Below are 15,946 nucleotides of genomic sequence, written 5' to 3' on the forward strand. Positions count from 1 at the left end.
CTCTCCTATGATGCCTCTTTTAAAAAAATAAAGGGGAAAATATGAGCGTTGATTGGAAGAACGTTAGTTATGTCTTAGGACAACAAATTGGTGGAGATTTTAAAGAGCAAAATATCGAAGTAGACGTAGAGTCTTTTTGTAACTCTTTTAAGGCCGCTTTTAATGGTGAAGCAATGACTATGGCACCAGAGTTAATGCAAGAAACTATGCAAAGTTTTCAAGCACATATGCAAGCTATTCACACTGAAAAAATGGGTAAAGCTTCTGCTGAAAACCTAATGATTGGTGCTGAGTATCTAACAAATAATGCCAAGAATGAAGGCGTTGTAACTCTTGAGAGTGGACTTCAGTATAGAGTAATCACTGAAGGTACAGGTAATTCTCCAAGTGCTACTGATACAGTTGAAACTCATTATGAGGGAAGACTAATTGATGGAAGTGTTTTTGATTCATCTTACCAAAGAGGTGAGACAGTTTCTTTCCCAGTTAATGGTGTTATTCCAGGTTGGACTGAAGCTCTTCAATTAATGAAAGAAGGAGCAAAGTGGGAGCTTTCTATTCCTGCGACTCTAGCTTATGGAGAGGCCGGTTCTCCTCCAGTAATTCCACCAAATGCTACTTTAGTATTTGATGTTGAGCTAGTTGCTGTTAAGTAATTATTCTCTATCTCCCTCTTTCTTAGAGGGAGATTGTAAAAGTTATATCAACTAAGTCATTGTTATTCTTACAAATATCCTTACTAAATAAAGTCGTTTTACAAAACGCGTTAAATATTGCTAGTATCCGAGCTCATCACCAATTCTAGAAGGGGAGTGACGATGAAGTTAATTTCGATATTATCTTTAGTACTAATTGTATCTTGTGGGACAAAGAATGAACTTGATACTCCAGCTCCACAGGCCTTAGCTGGTACTCCTGAGCTAGTCGCTTTTGACGATACTCTAGACGTAGGTAACTTTGTTGAGTTTGTCTCTCCAAAAATTGTTCAAATAACATCTGGTGAGAATTGTTCTTATTCTGTGCGTACGAGGGTGGATATTACTAACTCCGATCATATCTCTAACACTATCGAACTCAAAATTCGCAAAAATGATAGAGCGAATAGAAGAAACTCTAGAATTTGTCCGGAGAGTTTTGGAGTAAATGAAAATACGACTAAGTCATATAGCTATTCTTCTTTAGCAAAGACATATTCCGAGCGTAGAAGAGAGTCTCTAGACGCTGAGTTCTTTTGTCTTAAGAATACTTGGTGTAAGCGTGCAGAGCTTTATAAGCAAAGAGAAACTTTCTACGAAGGTATTAAAGTAGATTACACTGAGTTTAGAATTGTGAACAAAAATGGCAGAGTATTTAAAAGAATCTCGTGGGTCGCAAAAGATAATCTCTTTTTAAATACAATTGCATTTCAATTAAAGACTTGGAGCGGAAGTCAATTGCTAGATTATAGAAGAGCAACTAAGTTTTCAGTGAAAAACCAATAGTGGTTTTCACTTAGAGTCCAAAACCTTCTATTTTCTGATTCTTTGAAAGTAGAAGTGATCCAAATAACCTATCCCATATTGATAAGCAAATCCCATAGTTCTTGTTAAAGTGCTGTGGATTATTGCTGTGATGAAGCTGGTGTTGATAAGGTGATATGAAAACTTTTTCTAATACACCAAATGTGACCGGCACATTACTATGTCTTAAGTTTGATAAGCACATATTAAAAATAAATCCAATGATATTCACGCCTAGAATTTGGTAGCCACTTAAATTAGTTCGATACAAGTAAATAAAGAAAGCTATTGAAACAGAGTACGTAAAAATATTTCTAAAGAACATGATGATGGACTCAACTGGATGTGATCGATGTAAAGTCATGGGGGTTAAGACTTCTGCACTATGATGAACACGATGGAACTTCCATAAAAATGGAATCTTGTGCAGGAGATAGTGTGTATAGAAGCGTGAGAAGTCATCGATAACAAAAGTTATAACCGTGAAAATTAAGATCGATCCGTAAAGTGGAAGGGGAGATATTTCTGGAAGAACTGATCTTAAGAATCTTAGAAATAGAATTGTACTCTCTGGTAGTAGGTTTGCCCAAGTTAATAAGATAAGACCTTTGATAAGAGAGTTTAACGTGAATAAATAAAAGTCAGTTTTTGAAGAAGGATGTAGCCAAGTTTTAAGCGAAAAAAGCTCTTTTACACCTTTAGAATATAGTTTATTTTTTCGAATGATAAAGCAAAATAAAGCACACCCAAGTAGAACTGGTAGATAGAGCCTACTTTGGGCCGAAGTAAATGTTGAAGTGAGATCTTCTAAAAGCTTTAAAATCTGTATTGTAGTCCTCCAGTAACGAGACGAGGCTTGCCTGGCCTTGCTCCGTAAGGTCTGTATGAAACCAGATAAGTATTATCAAAGATATTTTCAACCTTTAAAAATAATCTTGCGTCACTTATCTTGTACTTCATGGCCAGATCAATAACACCGTAGGCTGGTATTTCCTTTCTTCCTACTTGAACTGCCTGATCATACATCTTGCTTTGCCAGTTAAAAATCATACTAGTACTCAGGTTTTCTACTCTAAAGCCTGTTGAAAGGGAGTACCTTTGAAGTGGAATGTACGGAAGTGGGTCACCTGGGTTGATTTGACCGATTCCCCATTCTTCATTATTTGAAATTGTTGTAGAGTCAAACTCTGCTCTTGTTAGGGTGTAGTTAAGAGATACAGGAAAGGTCCACTTCTTATATCGTATATCTTTAGAAATAAGTGCTTCTATCCCTCTGATCTTTGCCTTCCCGCCATTATACTCTTCTGTTAGTTTCGAGTCATCACAGCCAGATGAGAAACTACAACTTCCTTTGATATTTTTATAATCACTGTAAAAGGCAATTGTTTCAGCGTAAATCACGCCATTGTACCTAACACCTGTTTCGTAATTAACACTTTCTCCTGGAGCGACGAGATCACTTTGACCTGGACCAACTATTGTTACACCCTTATTTATTCCAGCTAAGAGTCCAAAGTCTCTGTTAACTTCATAAAAAACTCCACCTCCAGGCACGAAGTAAGTGTCCTTTCTAGTGTGGGATTGTCCAATTAATTTATCCTCTCGCTTTACTGTAACGTTTTCAACTCTTGCACCAATATCTACTTTAAGATCATTAATTTGAATTTGATCATTAACAAAAGTCATTAAAGCTTGAGAATCGTCTTTATTTAAAGTTGTTGTTTTATATGTATCTGTGGCCTTTGAAAGATATCCTGAAGTCATATTGAATAGGTTTTCGCTATGATGTCTCTTTACTTGATCTTTATGAAATCTCATCCCAATATTTATATCATGCTCAAAGCCTAAAGCATCGTCTGCATAGTAGGTAACTTCGGTTTGAATACCTTGAGAGAAGTACTTTCTGTCATTATCTCCAATAACAATTAAATCACTTCCGTTGCTGGCACTAGTGTCTTGTTCACCTTTGATAATACTGTAGTAATATTGGTTTATTCCAGACGTAGGATCATCTAATATTTCGCTTACACTTGTATTATTATTAAGTCCGTTAAACTTTGACCAATTTCTTCTAAATTGATGATGATAGACCTTGGTGTTCAAATCAAGGTCACTATTTACTTTTAAGTCATAGTGTAACTGAATCAATTGGTGATCATTAAGCATTCTATCATTTTGAGAAGCGCTATATCTTTGGTTAGGGTCACTTGAGAAGTCACTATTAGCTAAACCTAGATAAGTCTCGTGTGAATCTTCATCACTGTAGCCAAGTTTAAGGACTAGGTTTTGCTTCTTGGCCGACTTACTTCCTTTAAATAAGCTTCCTTTTACTAAGAGATCATTCTTTTTAAAGCCTGTTTCTCCACCATTTGGAAGAGTCTTAAAGCCATCGCTACTGAGGTTATTATATTCTAAAAGCCATCCAGAACCATCTGAGCTAGAGCCTGTCTTTGCACCAATTCTTTTTAAAGAACCTGCTGATAGGTTTAGCTCGCCCATAGTTGTTGAAGGTATTGAAGAGCTGACTAGGTTAACAGCTCCACCAATTGAGTTAGGGCCATACTTAATTGATGACGGACCTTTAAAGACCTCTACTGATTGTGCTCTAATAGCTAATGGAAAGTAATATGCGGCAGGGGCACTGTATGGTGCTGGACCACTAAGGATTCCATCTTCCATTAAAGTCACTTTCTTTGATCTATGTGGATGAGTTCCACGCATTCCAATATTCGGTCTAAGCCCATAACCATCTTCTTCCTGGATATTAACCCCAGGAACTTTCTTTAAGATTTTTCCAGCGTCCTCGTACTCAAATTCAGCTAACTCTTCCTTCGACACCACATGAGCGGAACCAGTTTGTGTAAAGGTTTCTTCCTTTGCCCCAAAAATATAAACTGTTCCATCTACTGGAGCAGAAGGAGTAAGTTCTTTTAGTGCGGGCGCAGGTGCTTGGATTACTTGAGCATTTGCAATTGTAATTAGGCCAAATAAAGTGAGTAACATTAGTCATTATCTCCTTGAGCTTGACGAGGAGCTTTAAGGGCCAGGTATACAAGAAAGTCATTTTTTAGATCATCTGAGATCGACTTGATATCTTTGTGAATTGCACATATTTCAACTTTTCTATCTTCTCGAGTTGTTGCCAAGCAATCTTCTTTGTTCATGCTATCAACAAGTGAAACTAGATCTTGATCACTTAACTGATCTAACTTAGTCAGAGTTAGGTCAATATTTGCATTCATTCTATTCTTAAGCTCTGTTGCACCATTCTCTTTAAGATAGTCGTCAAAGCCAAAACCGTTAATAGAGCGACTATTCATATAGTCTTTTCCATTAAATAAGGCCTTGAAGCCTAAGAGGTTGTAGTACATGGCCTTGATAGAGAACTTACTCATTTGATGTTCTGCACTTTTAGAGCAACTTGCTGTTGGACACAGGTCTGTTAAACCTAATGGCATAGCAAGTTTATTGTCTTTAAGAACTTTATCTAAATAGAAAAGAGAGTCAGAAAAATTATTAATTGTTTGGTTCTCGTCACCAAGAACTCCATTTTCTAAAATTCTTTTAGTTAGATTTCCATAGTGTGGATTCCAAGAATCATTAAGTCTTTTTGCAATCTTAATTATATAGTCTGTAGATCTTTGTATGTATGCACATTTTGATATATTTCTGACCTGTAAACTTTGTTCAGACCAATTTATCATATTTCCTCTCGCTCTTGAACAAGAGTGAGTTGGTGGAGAGTGGTAGAGATACTCTAAGGCATCAAGCCCAGTAATATTAAAACTCTCTTTATAGACATAGTTAGGGTTATCAAATAGCTTTACTATTTCTTTATCAATAGAGCAGGTATTTGTCTTAGTTAGTGCGTGAGAATACAGCTTATATCTTATTTCGTAATCTCTCTCTTGTATTGGACCTATCATCATTGCCTCAAGGTAATGATAGCTCTCCATCGCTTTTTTCCAAGTTTGCTTTATTTCATCTTCTAGCTCTACTGTATCTGTTGCTGAACGATAGGCAGAACAAAGAAGTCTCGTTTTTACTTGAAGGTTAACCGTGTCATCATAAAAACGTTGGGTTGCAGGAACAAGAACATTAAGCCCAATATTCATTATGAGTTTTCTTTTTTCAAACTCCCCAGAGTTCATGTCCGATATTTCTTGCGCAGTAAATGGGTCTACTTGCGAGTATTCAATAGTAGAATTTTTATTCGTATCAGGTAGGGAAGTATTAAAATCTCCACAGGCCGCTGATAGACAAAGTAGAGATATTAGTAAAAAATTTTTCATGTTAATCCATTTTTAAAATTGGGCCAGTTTCCTGACCCAATGAAATTAAATTACCAGTTAGAAGATGTTGTTGGAAAAGCGTAGATACTATTAAGTAACTCTCTCGCTTTAGTCAAGTCTGACTTATACTTTACAACTGTATCAAGACCATTCTTATGAAGAGCTGGCTTATCAGCTAATAGAGTATGTAGCTCGTCGAACTGAGCATCACTCATGATCGATACAGGAGAGAATTGAAATGACAGTGCAAAACCTTTCATCTCTGACCAAAACTTTGCATGGTTAGTGAATAAGTAAGCTTTAGTTCCGTAAGCATCCATTTGAGAAATTGTAGAATTAATATAATGAATAGTTACAGCTGCAAGTGTTTTTTCCCAGTTTCCTAATGCCTTATTTGCTAGGGCAACAACATATTTCTTGTAGTCGGCCGGTGCTTTAGTAATTAGTTGTCTACCTTGAATAAAAGCAGTCATTGTATTTCCACTTAGGTCCATTTCAAAACCGTAGTTTTTTGCAATTAAGTCCATTCTAGAAAAGTTAGTTGAAAGACCTTGATTTAACTCACTTAAAACAGATATCTCACCATCGTTATTAGTATCGATTGAAAGTTTTGAAGCGATTTGAACGTCTGTGTAAGAGTTATAGTCTCTTGCTGCTCCAAAGTAACCAAAGGCCTCATCAAAGTGATGTTCCATTGAAGTATATGCCTTACCTGGTTTGTCCGGAGTAGTGTTACCTGAGTTTAGTCCACCTGTTACAGAAGTCGTTGTCGCTAGGTAATCTCCAGCTGCTTGAGAGTATGAAACTGCTCCATGAAATGTCTTTTGAACAAGTTGAGCAAGGTCAAGTCCGTCTTCAGTTATATATGCACCAGAAACTCTTTGAATTTCTAAGTCACCATTTTTAACACTGAATGCTTGCCCATTTTCTGCATTATTACTAATTGTTTGAAAGAATGCTTGTACTAAGTCTTCTGGCTCAGCAAAAGAGTCACCTTTGTTGTCAGCATTTACTTTTCTTAAGTCAATGTTACCAACTTTGAATGAACTCCATCCCTTTAACTCTTTTCTTCTTAGAGGATTATCATTTCCAGCAATTTTAGATGAAAGGTTTTTACCAGGAGATTGAATATCAGAGTAGAAGTCACCTTCGTAGATATAAAGAGCTTGTCCATCAAGACCTTTTGCTTTTACTTTAAAGATGCTGTCTCCATTAATAATTTCGTCAATATATGCATCAGTGTTCTCATTGTAAGCAAAGTAGCTATTTAGAGCAGTAAGTGTATCAACGCTGTCGTGTCCGCCTCTTTTTAAAGAAGTCATATAAGACTTGATATCATTGATAAGAACTTGTCTGAAGGCCTGACCTGTGTAGCTTACACTGCTTGATCTTGAGAACTTGCTTGTGTAGTTGTACGTCGCAGGAGCACTGTTCATTATATTTTTGATATGCGCTGGAGCATTTAGAAGAGTATTATTTGCACTCTCTAGTGAATTCATAGCGTTAGTGTTTAGCGTGATTGCCAATGAGGCAAGCATTAGTTTCTTATACATTAAGATCTCCTTTTGAATCTTGGGTATTAATTGGGCTTGTTATGTCAGGGATACAATAGTTTGGCAAGTCAAACAATCGATTCGTATGTAGTTTTTATGTATTGTCGCTATACATAAAATTAGGTATAAGTAATTATTCTCAATTGGAGTATCATAAGTGTTTGATTTATTAAAAGAAAAGAGCTTTAAAATAGCAATGGTCCTATCCATTGTGTTTCATTGTGGACTATTTTATAAGTCTCAAGAAAATATTTTTAGAAATCAGCAAGCTGCTGCAGTACAAAGTAGTAACCAAAAGTTAAGAATAAGTTTACGCAAGAGAACACCAAAGAAGAAAGTCGTACCTAAGAAGGTCGTTAAGTCAAAGAAGAAAAAGTCTCCTAAGAAAATTGTTAAAAAAGAAGTTGTCGAGCAAAGAATAGAAAAGGTTCAAGCGGCCATAATGAAAACGGTCTACAATCACCAGTCTAAGTTTTCTCCGACTCCTAGATATCCTAGAAGGGCACAGAAGAGGTCTCAGCAGGGAAAAGTTCTTGTTTCAATATTTATAGCTGAGAACGGTAGTGCTTATGACGCAAAGATTATAGAATCTTCTGGTTACAAGCTACTTGATGATGCTGCGCTAAGGACTGCTTTAGAGTGGAAGTTTGCTCCGGCCATTCATAATGGTGTGCCTATCAAATCTGTTAACAATCAAAGCTTCGTTTTTTCCCTTCAAAACTAGTAAAAGGTGACTGACACCTGCGAGCTTTTCAACTATAATCACTCATAAATTTATTACTAAAATGCGTAGAGATACGCTACATAGACCAACTTAAAGAGAGCTAAATTATGAGTGTTAGAGTTAGATTTGCCCCATCTCCTACAGGGTATTTACATATTGGTGGAGCGAGAACAGCACTGTACTGTTACCTTATTGCTAAAGCAAAGAAGGGCTCTTTCGTTCTTAGAATTGAAGATACGGATCTTGAAAGAAGCAAGAAAGAGTATGAACTTGCTATGATTGATGACTTAAAATGGTGTGGTCTTACTCATAATGAAGGACCTGATATTGGTGGTGATTTTGGACCATATCGTCAGTCAGAGAGAACTCATACATACCTAAAGTATGCCAATGAATTTGTTGCTAAAGGGCTCGCTTACCCATGTTTTTTAACAGGTGATGAACTAGAAGAGCTTACAGCTAAGGCCGAATCTGAAAAGAAGGCACCTCATACCTATCATGGAAAGTATCGTGATCTAGATCCTAAGGAAGCTGCTGAGCGTGTTGCTAAAGGCGAAGAGCACGTAATTAGATTTAAAAATCCTGGCAAAGAATGGGAGTTTAAAGATCTTGTGAGAGGAAATGTTAAATTTCCTGTGGACATGGTTGGAGACTTCGTCATTATCCGCTCTAACGGCATGCCTGTTTATAACTTCTGTTGCGTAATCGATGACTACTTAATGGAGATGACTCATGTTATTCGTGCAGAAGAACATCTAAATAATACTGTAAGACAATTAATGATTTATGAAGCAATAGGGGCGAAGCCACCTCAATTTGTTCATTGCTCGTTACTTGTTGGAGAAGATAGACAAAAACTTTCAAAGAGACATGGCGCAACTTCTGTTAAGCAATATCGAGATCAAGATTACCTTCCAGGAGCTTTGATTAATTATCTTTGTTTATTAGGTTGGTCTCACCCAGAAGAGAAAGATATTTTTGATATCAACGCTCTTGATGATATTTTTAACTTAGATCGCTTTAATAAATCTCCGGCCTTCTATGATATCAATAAGCTGAAATACTTCAATGAACAGTACTTAAGAGCGCTTCCTTTAGATGAACTTGTTGCAGGTTTTTCTAGAGCGATTGATGATTCACATGAATGGCACACAAAAGATCAGCAGTGGAAGAATGATTTCAGTGAACTCTTTAGAGAAAAAGTTCAACTCTTCAGTGATATTGTTCCTCAACTTGGTTTGATCTTTGATGAAGCAATTGAACAAACTGAAGATGTGGTTGAAGTTAATGGATGGGAAACAACTCCAACAATTAGAGATTATATTAAGTCGGAAGTTCAAAATATTAAGAACTCTGGGTCGAGTTCTATTTCTAGTGAGCAGTTTAGCGAGATGATGAATCACTTGAAAAAAGGATTAAAAATTAAAGGAAAGCCATTGTTTATGGGCTTAAGAGTTGTTCTTACAGGGAAGACTCATGGACCAGATCTGTCTAAGGCCATTCCACTTACACCTATAAGTACTATTGAAAAAAGGTTGAATTAATGAATTGTTACGAAGATTTTAAAAAACGTGGACTTATCGAAACTGAGTCTCATGAAGAGATCAAAGATGCTTTAAATAATAAGAGTATCAGCTTTTACTGTGGCTACGATCCGACAGCAAAATCTCTTCAAATTGGAAATCTCTTCGCTGTTATCACAATGATGAGATTGCAGAAATATGGGCATAAGCCTTATGTCCTAGTTGGTGGTGCGACAGGAATGATTGGAGATCCATCAGGAAAGAATGCTGAAAGAAATCTTTTAAATGAAGAGACTCTACAAGCTAATATAAATGGTCAAAAGGCACAGCTAGAAAATCTTCTTGATTTTAACTGTGGTGAAAATAGTGCAGTTGTTGTTAACAATTATGATTGGATGAGTGGGTTTACTTTCTTAAATTTTCTACGAGACGTAGGTAAGAGATTTAGATTATCTGAGATGCTAGCAAAGGACTCCGTTAAATCGAGACTCAACTCGGAAGCAGGTATTTCATTTACAGAGTTTGCTTACCAAATGCTACAGGCCTATGACTTTTCTTATCTGAACGAGAAGTTTGGTGTATCTATGCAAATAGGTGGAGGCGATCAGTGGGGAAATATTACAGCAGGTATTGATCTCACGAGAAAGTTACATTCTAACCAAGTTTTTGGAATGACTATTCCTCTCGTTACAGACTCTCAAGGAAAGAAGTTTGGTAAGTCTGAAGGTGGAGCAACAATTTACCTAGACCCTCAAATGACTTCGCCTTATAAAATGTATCAGTACCTTATTAACACTGATGATTCTTGCGTAGAGAAGTATCTTAATTACTTCACTTTCTTATCTCATGAAGAAATAGAAAGCATTGTTCAAGAGTCAAATGAGACTCCTCACTTGAGAATTGGTCAAAAGAAAATTGCAGAAGCTGTGACAGAATTAGTTCATGGTAAAGAGGGCCTAGATTCCGCGAAAAGAGCGACTCAGTTCTTCTTTGGTGAAAAAATTGAGAATGTAAGTGATGCAGATGTTGCTTCTATCTTTGAAGATATTCCCTCGGTAACACTTTCAGCTTCAATTTTAGAAGGCGGTCTTGTTATAGATATGCTCAGTGAAACACCACTATTTAAGAGTAAGAAAGAGGTGAGACGTTCAGTTGAACAAAAAGGTGTTTATATCAATAATGTTGCTGTTGCTAGTAGCGAGCAAACTCTCTCAAAAAGTGATTTGGCCTCTGAGACTTCTATGGTTCTTAGAAAAGGAAAGAAGAACTACTGTGTAGTTACCTTTTCATAATTGGTTTATCCTTAATATAATCTTAAAGACCACTTTATGTGGTCTTTTTTTTTGTCTGCTAACTTCTCATAATTCAAGAGAGTTTTAATTTTCATTCATATTGTCCTAATACTCTGCCGATATGTTTATATAATCATAAGCAATTGTAGGAGCTATTATGTCATCATTTGACCAGAGTAAATTAAATGAATATTTCGAGGACGAAAAAGATATTCTTGGTGATTTGATTGTCGATTTCTTTGAGGAACTCCCCGCTATGTTAGAGCCGATTAAGAAGTCGATTGAGGAGCTTGATGCTTCAGGGTTACAAATATCTGCTCATACTTTAAAAGGGTCTGTTTCAAATTTCTTTGCAGCTGAATGTGTTGAGCATGCATATTTTTTGGAAAAAATGGGAAGAGACGGAAGTGTGGACGCTTCAGTAGCAATGGAGTCATTTAATAAATTAGATGATGCTCTGAAGGTTTTAAATACTGATTTAGTGAATTATTCAAAAGGATTTTAGAGCAAAAAAAAATCGACGACTGCTAAACGTCCTGTTGCTATCGCCGACTCAAAGTGCTCAAATATTTTGTCTCTGCCTATTAAATATTCTAATCGAGGCCTGCGTTTTTTAAAAGAATTATTTTAAAAAAAAATAAATGAAGTCTATTCCTCGGTTAAAGATAAGTGTCTAAAATTTATCACATACCATCGATTCTATTGATTACTGTTTTTTTTTAGTCAGGTTTGTTTTTTCTGGCATTATCTAACTTCGTATACTTTTTCGCCTGAAAGTGACCTTTGGATGTACGAAATGTATTTCTTTAGGATGGATTGATCTTCTTTTCTCACTCGTTCTACTTCATCTCTTATAGCAATGATTGAATCTGTTGTATCTTTAATCATAAAGCCTCTTACAATGCCAGATAAGGCCGATTTTGGAGATATGAGAGTCTGGTATTGCATGAGTGTCATGCCATTATTGTAGCGAGTGAAATAGACATTTCCATCCACTGAGTAAGCACTGTCAGACTCTACTAAGTACCATCTGGCCATATACTTATTTTCTGAAATTTTCTTAAAGTCACTACCATTAGTATACTTACTATTTGGAAGTGGCCATGGGAGCTCTAGTTCATAAGCGGTGTGAACTTCAGTTGCGCTAATGTGTTTAACTGGCGTTGATTTTATCAAGTTAGGAAGATAGTTTTTTTGATGATCAAGAGCTAGAAAAATCGCCAAGGCCTCAAGAGGGCTTGAATCGATTAAGATATTAACTCTCACTCTTGGCCATACATTACCTTTTACTTTTTCTTGATAAATTACGGCCTTCTTACTTTCTAGTTTTTTATGGTCCTCTTTTTTTATGACGCTTTGCGCGAGAGAGCTAGATGAAATTAAAATGAACACAATGAGAAAAATTTTCATGTTTTTACCAATATAAGCTGAGTTTTATTTCTATATTCTTTTACAAGCTTTTGTCGAATTTACAAGGTGAAAATTTTCTGGCAAAAAGGTCATAAATCAAAAAGCTAGGCATCCTATGAAAAAATACGAATCAATACGAATTTTTAAGAATCCAATATTAGAGGCCTGTACTCATGTACATCCTGTTGTCCCTCTCTTATTATGGCTTCCTGTTGCTGTCTACTGTGCCATTGTAGGCTTTAACAGCAACAATCTAAGTATGGGGCAAGCTGTACTTTGGTTTGGTATTGGGTTGATTGTGTGGACTCTTACTGAGTATCTACTACATAGATTTATGTTCCACTTTCCTGCTAAGAATAAGTGGACTAAGCAGTTTGTCTTCTTATTTCATGGTCTACACCATGACGATCCAAATGACCCAACTAGACTGGTAATGCCTCCAGTTCCAGCAGTTTTGATTATGGCGTTGTTATACTATGGATTTGGTCTTGTGGTACCAGCTCAGTTTCTACTTGTATTTATGTCGGCCTTCATAATCGGCTACTTATGCTACGACTATATTCACTATGCGACTCATCACTTTCCAATGAAAGGTGCTATCTCTAGATACCTCAAGAAGTTTCACTTACAACACCACTTTAGACATGAGAAGGCCAAGTATGGTGTTTCTTCTCCGCTATGGGATATTATCTTCAGAACGATGGAAGGCCCAAAAGAAGATGGTCATTAGAGTGTTAAAGAAATCAGTTCTAATTATTTCAATTTTCTTAAGTTTAAGCTCATATAGTAAAGAACAGATAGGTCTTGATGCTTGGAGTGATATAAAGACTTCATTCAATTGGCTCTTAAAAGGCTCTCTAGAGCAATTTACAACACAGAATAACTTATATTATGCAGCCGCTTCTGTGCCGGCCCTTTGGTATAGTTTTGAAGAAGATGATCGACTATCTGATCACGCTAGGACAAAGAGTATTCCAAAACAGATGGAACTCGCAGGTGACTTTGGTGTTGTTTTGAGTTTTCCTATTGTCCAAACTGGATTCTATATTTACGGTCGCTCTACAAAGAATAATCACCATGTTCAATTTGCTATGGAGTATGTTTCTTCTATGTACTTGGCCTTAGCTGAATCAGCACTTCTTAGTTTAGTTGATGTTCACCAAAGACCGGATGGATTAAATCTTTCAAAATGGGAAACTGGCTTTAGGGGAGATTCTTCTTTTCCTTCTGGACATGTCATTCCATATTACGGTCTATTTTTTAAAACACTACAATTCTATGGCCCATATTGGTCAATTGCTCCTGCTATTCTTTCGATTTGGACTGCTCAACAGAGAGTTCGTTCAGGAAAGCACTACACTTCTGATGTTGTAGGCTCATTCTTTTTGATGGCATTTGCATCTGAAGGGGTCAGAAAAGCGGCAGGTTACTCTAAGAATCATTCATTTTATAAATGGATCTTCGAGCATGAAGCCACTCTTTCTGTAATTGAACATAAGAATGTCTATGGACCAAAGGTTGTGTGGAAGTTCTAGAGCCAATTTCTCGTTTTATAATCTGAAAATGTCACTTGTATTGTACGCTCCAGATCCCAATCATATTCTTTAGCTAGGTCTTGTTGTGACTTTGTTGAGTTACAAACCCAACCGTTAGGTAGGAGCTCATTTACTTTATCAGGAGTAAGTCTTATATCTAGTTTTACAAACTTAGAGAGGACTCCAATTGATTTTCCAATGACTTTAATTAATGGAGCAGGAATTTTCACGTTAATAATATTTTTTTTATCAGATAGTTTCTTTATCGTTTTATACAGTTCATCGAGTGTGATTTTCTCTGGGTAAGATGCAAAGTAAGACTCAATTTTAGAGTTCTTCATCGATAGCGTTTTGATAATACAGTCTACTAAATCATAAACGCAAACAAAGCTATATTCGTTTTGTGTTCCTTGCATACCTGCTGTAACGACAAGTCCAGATTTAATCATTTTGAACACATCTAAAACAGCAGGGTCTCTTGGGCCAATCACCATTGGTGGGCGAACAATATTACTTACCCATGAATCTTTAGCAAGCTCCACGAGGTAGTTTTCAGCTTTTAGTTTTGAGCGGCCATATTCGCTGACAGGAGCTGGAGTAGATGTCTCATCGACTCTATTGCTCACACCGGAAGGACCAACAGCGGCAAGAGAAGATATAAGTGTAAAATTTAGTTTATTATAGCGCGCTACTAAGTCGAGAATTAATTGTTTTGTACACTCCGCATTGATTTCATAGAAAGCACTTGTGTCCATCGAGTGAACAATACCTGCGGTATGTACAACAGCATCAAGATCAGAAGGAAGTTTTTCTAGCCAGGAGTTTTCCCCCGATGAACTTAAGGAACCTTCAATATAAGTTCCTTTTACATCGAACTCTTGTGCCTTTTTAGGAGATCTTATCAAAGAGAATACTTCATGGCCTTGTTCAGTCAATTGATCAGTAAGATGTGAACCAACAAAGCCGGTGGCCCCAGTAACTAAAACTTTCATTATAAATTCTTTGAGAAAACTCTATAAGTCTTATAAGGCTTTGCGCCCATACGAATAAGAGGTTTATTCATATTGATATTATCTTCTAATATCCAACTCATTTCTACTTCATCGTAACCAGCATCAATACACATTTGTTGCGACTTTGTGTATAGGATTGTGTCTAACCCAATTTTTCTATATTCGGCCTTTACTCCCATGGTTAGAACTCTTACTCGATTCATATATTTTTTAGCATTTAGTAACTTTAAAATACCAAATGGTAGAAGCTTTCCGTTTGGAACTTGCTTTAACGCTTGATTAACATCAGGTAGCGCTACAACAAAACCGGCAGGGTCACCATCAACTTCACAAATGAGAATTAGCTTAGGGTCAACGACTGACTTTAAGTCCTTACAAGTATGCTCCCATTCTTCTTTAAGCATTGGAACAAAGCCCCAATTGCTTTCCCAAGCACTATTATAGATATCCCACATGAGCTCAGTTTCTTGTTTCCATTTCTTCATATTTACGAAGCGATAAGTAATCTTTTTGGATTTTTCAGCTCTTTTAGAAATTCTTTGAATTACCTCAGGCATTTCAAAATGAAGATTGAGACTATAGGCAAGAAGGTCTTTAGATTTTTGATAACCACAATTTGCTGTTTTAGGTCCGTGGTACGGAAGATTATAGGTCATCATAATCTGTGGGTCGTCATTAAAACCATCAACTAATGTTCCTACAGTATAATTCGTTGAAGGATTCACTGGACCACGAATTTCAACCTTGCCAAAAGATTTTACATATTCTTCAGCTTTTCCTAGAAGTTGTTTAAAAACTTCTTCATCATCAATGGCCTCAAAGAAGCCATAGAAACCAATATTTTCTTTATGGAACTCATTATGCTTATGGTTGACTATTGCTTGAATTCTTCCTACGTCTTTGCCGTCTAGGACTGCTATCCAAGCTTTGGTATCTGATGTTTTATAAAATGGATGTTTAGGATTGAATTGGTCTTTTAGAGCGAGTTTTAATTGAGGGACCCAGTGAGCATCATTTGCATAGAGGTCCCACTGGAGGTTGATAAATCTTTTTTGATCTTTCTTATTGTTGAGTATATCAACCTCTTGAATTATTAAACTCATTT

General features: G+C 36.5%; 15 protein-coding genes. 8 read left to right on the top strand and 7 right to left on the bottom strand.

The window, feature by feature from the left end; translation table 11 throughout:
* Nucleotides 1–41: 41 nt before the first annotated feature.
* Together DPQ89_RS18755 and DPQ89_RS11980 are read left to right on the top strand one after the other, a co-directional pair.
* Nucleotides 42–656 carry an FKBP-type peptidyl-prolyl cis-trans isomerase gene (locus DPQ89_RS18755; protein WP_127717211.1) on the top strand — a complete coding sequence of 205 codons (615 nt, stop codon included), beginning with the start codon at nucleotides 42–44 and terminating at the stop codon, nucleotides 654–656.
* A gap of 162 nt (nucleotides 657–818) precedes the next feature.
* The gene (locus DPQ89_RS11980; protein WP_127717213.1) at nucleotides 819–1,481 is read left to right on the top strand and encodes a hypothetical protein; all 663 of its coding nucleotides are present in this window, start codon (nucleotides 819–821) and stop codon (nucleotides 1,479–1,481) included.
* Nucleotides 1,482–1,491: 10 nt separating this feature from the next.
* Here DPQ89_RS11980 and DPQ89_RS18830 read toward each other — a convergent pair whose 3' ends face one another.
* Genes DPQ89_RS18830 through DPQ89_RS12000 form a run of 4 tightly spaced genes read right to left on the bottom strand, consistent with a single transcriptional unit; the run spans nucleotide 1,492 to nucleotide 7,344 of the window.
* Nucleotides 1,492–2,385 carry a sterol desaturase family protein gene (locus DPQ89_RS18830; protein WP_127717214.1) on the bottom strand — a complete coding sequence of 298 codons (894 nt, stop codon included), beginning with the start codon at nucleotides 2,383–2,385 and terminating at the stop codon, nucleotides 1,492–1,494.
* Nucleotides 2,316–4,502, bottom strand: a complete 2,187-nt coding sequence (locus DPQ89_RS11990; RefSeq protein ID WP_127717216.1) for a TonB-dependent receptor plug domain-containing protein — start codon at nucleotides 4,500–4,502, stop codon at nucleotides 2,316–2,318. Before DPQ89_RS11990 ends, DPQ89_RS18830 begins: the two co-directional genes overlap by 70 nt.
* The gene (locus tag DPQ89_RS11995) at nucleotides 4,502–5,791 is read right to left on the bottom strand and encodes an imelysin family protein (RefSeq protein WP_127717218.1); all 1,290 of its coding nucleotides are present in this window, start codon (nucleotides 5,789–5,791) and stop codon (nucleotides 4,502–4,504) included. The genes DPQ89_RS11990 and DPQ89_RS11995 overlap by 1 nt, the downstream gene beginning before the upstream one ends.
* A gap of 50 nt (nucleotides 5,792–5,841) precedes the next feature.
* Nucleotides 5,842–7,344, bottom strand: a complete 1,503-nt coding sequence (locus DPQ89_RS12000) for a DUF4856 domain-containing protein (protein WP_127717220.1) — start codon at nucleotides 7,342–7,344, stop codon at nucleotides 5,842–5,844.
* A gap of 157 nt (nucleotides 7,345–7,501) precedes the next feature.
* Here DPQ89_RS12000 and DPQ89_RS12005 point away from each other — a divergent pair, with 157 nt between their 5' ends.
* The 4 genes from DPQ89_RS12005 to DPQ89_RS12020 all read left to right on the top strand — a co-directional run bounded on the left by DPQ89_RS12005 (nucleotide 7,502) and on the right by DPQ89_RS12020 (nucleotide 11,388).
* Complete coding sequence (locus DPQ89_RS12005) at nucleotides 7,502–8,068, top strand: energy transducer TonB (protein ID WP_127717222.1); 567 nt, start codon at nucleotides 7,502–7,504, stop codon at nucleotides 8,066–8,068.
* Nucleotides 8,069–8,175: 107 nt separating this feature from the next.
* A complete protein-coding gene (gene gltX / locus DPQ89_RS12010; RefSeq protein WP_127717223.1) occupies nucleotides 8,176–9,612 on the top strand; it encodes a glutamate--tRNA ligase in 1,437 nt (478 codons plus the stop codon).
* Nucleotides 9,612–10,883, top strand: a complete 1,272-nt coding sequence (tyrS, locus tag DPQ89_RS12015; protein WP_127717225.1) for a tyrosine--tRNA ligase — start codon at nucleotides 9,612–9,614, stop codon at nucleotides 10,881–10,883. Before gltX ends, tyrS begins: the two co-directional genes overlap by 1 nt.
* Before the next feature lie 157 nt (nucleotides 10,884–11,040).
* On the top strand, nucleotides 11,041–11,388 hold the full coding sequence (locus DPQ89_RS12020; protein WP_127717227.1) for an Hpt domain-containing protein: 348 nt from the start codon (nucleotides 11,041–11,043) through the stop codon (nucleotides 11,386–11,388).
* Nucleotides 11,389–11,627: 239 nt separating this feature from the next.
* On the opposite strand, the gene DPQ89_RS12025 is transcribed toward DPQ89_RS12020, so the two are convergent.
* Nucleotides 11,628–12,293 carry a hypothetical protein gene (locus DPQ89_RS12025; protein ID WP_127717228.1) on the bottom strand — a complete coding sequence of 222 codons (666 nt, stop codon included), beginning with the start codon at nucleotides 12,291–12,293 and terminating at the stop codon, nucleotides 11,628–11,630.
* Nucleotides 12,294–12,408: 115 nt separating this feature from the next.
* Here DPQ89_RS12025 and DPQ89_RS12030 point away from each other — a divergent pair, with 115 nt between their 5' ends.
* Entirely contained in the window at nucleotides 12,409–13,023 is a 615-nt protein-coding gene (locus DPQ89_RS12030) for a sterol desaturase family protein (RefSeq protein ID WP_127717229.1), read from the top strand.
* A gap of 1 nt (nucleotide 13,024) precedes the next feature.
* Nucleotides 13,025–13,828 carry a phosphatase PAP2 family protein gene (locus tag DPQ89_RS12035; RefSeq protein ID WP_164848376.1) on the top strand — a complete coding sequence of 268 codons (804 nt, stop codon included), beginning with the start codon at nucleotides 13,025–13,027 and terminating at the stop codon, nucleotides 13,826–13,828.
* Here DPQ89_RS12035 and DPQ89_RS12040 read toward each other — a convergent pair.
* Both DPQ89_RS12040 and DPQ89_RS12045 read right to left on the bottom strand, forming a co-directional pair.
* Complete coding sequence (locus tag DPQ89_RS12040) at nucleotides 13,825–14,820, bottom strand: NAD(P)-dependent oxidoreductase (protein ID WP_127717232.1); 996 nt, start codon at nucleotides 14,818–14,820, stop codon at nucleotides 13,825–13,827. The two genes, DPQ89_RS12035 and DPQ89_RS12040, sit on opposite strands and share 4 nt — an antisense overlap.
* Nucleotides 14,820–15,944 carry an N-acetyltransferase gene (locus DPQ89_RS12045; protein WP_127717233.1) on the bottom strand — a complete coding sequence of 375 codons (1,125 nt, stop codon included), beginning with the start codon at nucleotides 15,942–15,944 and terminating at the stop codon, nucleotides 14,820–14,822. Before DPQ89_RS12045 ends, DPQ89_RS12040 begins: the two co-directional genes overlap by 1 nt.
* Nucleotides 15,945–15,946: the final 2 nt, after the last annotated feature.

The organism is Halobacteriovorax sp. HLS (assembly GCF_004006665.1).
Taxonomy (GTDB): domain Bacteria; phylum Bdellovibrionota; class Bacteriovoracia; order Bacteriovoracales; family Bacteriovoracaceae; genus Halobacteriovorax.